Origin of the sequence: Mucilaginibacter sp. (genome assembly GCF_036383575.1) — a bacterium.
In the GTDB taxonomy this organism is placed as follows: domain Bacteria; phylum Bacteroidota; class Bacteroidia; order Sphingobacteriales; family Sphingobacteriaceae; genus Mucilaginibacter.
Window position 1 is genome coordinate 1 of record NZ_DASVOB010000603.1, and the last position, 1,828, is coordinate 1,828.

4 protein-coding genes are annotated in these 1,828 nt (G+C 41.8%); all 4 read left to right on the plus strand.

From position 1 onward, the window contains the following. On the plus strand, nucleotides 1-203 hold a 203-nt coding region (locus VF500_RS21525), incomplete at its 5' end, for a hypothetical protein (protein WP_330861654.1). Nucleotides 204-336: 133 nt separating this feature from the next. Beyond that, a complete protein-coding gene (locus VF500_RS21530) occupies nucleotides 337-759 on the plus strand; it encodes a hypothetical protein (RefSeq protein ID WP_330861655.1) in 423 nt (140 codons plus the stop codon). Nucleotides 760-804: 45 nt separating this feature from the next. Continuing rightward, nucleotides 805-1,056 (plus strand): heavy metal-binding domain-containing protein, encoded by a 252-nt coding sequence (locus VF500_RS21535; protein ID WP_330861656.1) that lies wholly within the window; start codon nucleotides 805-807, stop codon nucleotides 1,054-1,056. A gap of 48 nt (nucleotides 1,057-1,104) precedes the next feature. After that, on the plus strand, nucleotides 1,105-1,828 hold a 724-nt coding region (locus VF500_RS21540; RefSeq protein WP_330861657.1), incomplete at its 3' end, for an efflux RND transporter permease subunit.

Below are 1,828 nucleotides of genomic sequence, written 5' to 3' on the forward strand. Positions count from 1 at the left end.
CAAATATTAAAGTAAAAGACAATCACGTCTCGGCCCAAACCGGTTTGAGTTTAAAAAACTCATTTGCTTTAATTATCCCTGTATTTTTCGTTCCTGCTTCGCTGGAAAGTATTACTTTAAAAGAGGTAAGCGCCTACAACAGTCAAGCCCCTCCTGTCCGGCGTGCCCCGCTTTACATCCTCTATTCTAACTACAGAATTTAATACCTCCGGTACTTCTCTTCTATTGTTTAATTGCCTTTCGGGCGAATTAGGCTATTTTATTTATTAATCAATATTTTCTATCCATCAATTTGTTGCTGAACAATTTCAGTGGCTACATATTATATTCTAAAAAATGAAAACGCTCAAATTTTCAATCATATTACTTGCCCTTCTTTTATCAAGATCATTAGTGCAAGCCAGCAACCTTCATACTTCAAATATTACTTTAGCCCAGGATTCACCTGTTGCCATAAAACATCTTCGCATTTCTGATTTTAAGGTTTTGGAACGCGGCGCTATTATTATTTACGAGCGTCAACGAGCCGGAGATAAGCTTAACCTTTTCAAACCGATCATCACCCATTATTTCAGTGTAAAGGGCTCCGACAAAGTTTACCTGCTTACCTTGGAAAACTTAAAGAAGGTATATAAAAATGGCCAGGCATTTGAGGTGCTGGATACCCGGTTCAGGACAGACAGCGACCTTTTGGGTTACGACGCTATTCATCAACAATATAGCATCAATTATTACCTGTCAAAAGTAGACCCTGCCTGATTTTAAACGTGCAATTAATCATCAAACCATAATCAATTAAAATTCATGAAAAAAGTAACGTTAATGGCTGTAGCCATCCTGTTTTCAACCGCAACTGTTTTTGCTTCACATTCAACCACAGCGGTATCTGATACCACTAAAACAAAAAAAGTAAAACCTGCAAAAGTAGAGTATACCTGTACCATGCATCCTGAAGTGTTGAGCGATAAACCCGGCAAATGCCCTAAATGTGGCATGACGCTGGTTAAAAAAGAACCAGCTAAAAAGAAAGCGGATTCCATGAAAATGAAAATGTAATTTATTTAAGGCCGGGGCTCCGGTTCCGGCCTTATTAAACCTATTACGATGATTAATCAACTCATTTCCCTGTCCTTAAAAAACAGGTATATCGTTCTCCTGATTGCGGCCGCTCTTTTTGCGTGGGGCATCTACGCGGTTAAAGAAAACCCCATCGATGCTATCCCCGATCTATCAGAAAATCAGGTGATCGTATTTACTGAGTGGCAGGGCCGCAGTCCGCAAATTATGGAAGACCAGGTGACTTACCCATTGGTGAGTAACCTGCAAGGTATCCCAAAGGTAAAAGCTATCCGTGCCACTTCCATGTTCGGGATGAGCTTCGTCTATATCGTTTTTGAAGATAAAGCCGATATATACTGGGCACGCAGCCGGGTATTGGAAAGGTTAAATTACGCACAGCGCTTATTACCAAAAGGCATTACGCCAACCCTTGGGCCGGATGGTACAGGAGTGGGCCATATTCTATGGTATACACTGGATGCCAAAAGCATGGATCTGGGCGAGCAACGTGCCTTGCAGGACTGGTATGTAAAGCTGGGGCTGCAAACCGTGCCGGGTGTTAGTGAAGTGGCCTCTTTTGGTGGCTTTGAAAAGCAATACCAGGTTACTATCGATCCGCATAAGCTCAATTACTATAATATCCCCCTATCGCAGGTTTTGAAAGCGGTAAAAAGCAATAACAATGATGTGGGCGGCCGCAAGTTTGAGATGAACGGTGCCGGCTATATTGTCCGTGGACTCGGATATATCAAAACCTTATCCGATGTAG